At 64.8% G+C, this 1,154-nt stretch carries 3 protein-coding genes; all 3 read right to left on the bottom strand.

Features of this window, described 5'->3' with window-relative positions:
* Positions 1-264, bottom strand: a 264-nt coding sequence (locus C0456_RS20735; RefSeq protein WP_291056666.1) for a tryptophan synthase subunit alpha, incomplete at its 3' end; no start/stop codon positions are given.
* Positions 261-614: a hypothetical protein gene (locus tag C0456_RS20740; protein WP_291056668.1), complete on the bottom strand. Its 354-nt coding sequence runs from the start codon at positions 612-614 to the stop codon at positions 261-263. The genes C0456_RS20740 and C0456_RS20735, both read right to left, overlap by 4 nt.
* The coding region (locus C0456_RS20745) for a pyridoxal-phosphate dependent enzyme (protein WP_291056670.1) at positions 611-1,154 on the bottom strand (544 nt) is incomplete at its 5' end. The genes C0456_RS20740 and C0456_RS20745, both read right to left, overlap by 4 nt.

The raw sequence follows: 1,154 nt of genomic DNA on the forward strand, positions 1-1,154 counted from the left end.
CACATCGGGGTGCCGGGCGCGGAAGTCGGCGGCATGGCGCAGCACGTCCGCCGTGGTCGTGCCCGCGCCCAGCGAGCGCAGATTGGCGCTCTGGATCGCAGGCCCATCGGCCATCGGATCGGTGAAGGGCATGCCGAGCTCAATCACATCCGCCCCGGCTTCCACCAGCGCATCGAGATTGGCCGCGGTGTCGCCATCGCCTGCGGTGATGAAGCAGACGAGTGCGGGGCGGGGGGCGGCGAAGGTGGTGGTGAGGCGGGTCATGCGCGCTTTCGGTAGATTGTGGCGTAAATGCTGAAAAACACCGCCATGATGGCAACAAGCCAGACCGTTTCGGTGGCCGAAAAATTCGATGGCATGATCAAGCGAAGGCCGAAGGTTAACGCGAACATGACGATGAATAGCACGGGAAAAAGCTTCAGGGCGTTGAAGGGACGCAGCTGCAATGTTCCGCGTAAAAAGCGAGCTATGGCGTTTGCAGCCAGCAGCACAGTCCCCACGAGCATGCAAAGACCAAAGCTCGCCAGCAGAGTGACGTTGTCCCGCCCCGTGAACTGAAGCAGGATGGCTTGCGCAAGCCCTAGGAAAACAAAGCCGTAGCCTGCGGTCCTCAAAGCTCCACCCCCAGACGCTCCGCGACCGTGAAGATGTCCTTGTCGCCGCGCCCGCACAGGTTGGCGAGGATGATCGCATCCTTGGGCATCGTCGGCGCGACCTTCGCCACCGCCGCGATGGCGTGCGAGGGTTCGAGCGCGGGAATGATCCCTTCGGTCCGGCACAGCAGCTGGAAGCCTTCCAGTGCCTCGTCATCGGTGACGGCGGTGTATTCGACCCGGCCCGTCTCCTTCAGCCACGCGTGCTCCGGCCCGATGCCGGGGTAGTCCAAACCGGCGCTGATCGAGTGGCCCTCGGTGATCTGGCCGTCGGCGTCCTGCAACAGGTAGGTGCGGTTGCCGTGGAGCACACCGGGGAAGCCGCCGAGCAGGCTGGCGGCGTGTTCGTCCCCGTCGAGGCCATGGCCTGCCGCTTCGACGCCGAGCATCTTCACGCTCGGATCATCGAGGAAGGGGTGGAACAGCCCCAGCGCGTTCGAACCCCCGCCGATGCAGGCGACCAGCAGATCGGGCAGGCGGCCCACGCGGCTCAGCATCTGT

Origin of the sequence: Hyphomonas sp., from assembly GCF_013823385.1 — a bacterium.
Classification (GTDB): Bacteria; Pseudomonadota; Alphaproteobacteria; order Caulobacterales; family Hyphomonadaceae; genus Hyphomonas.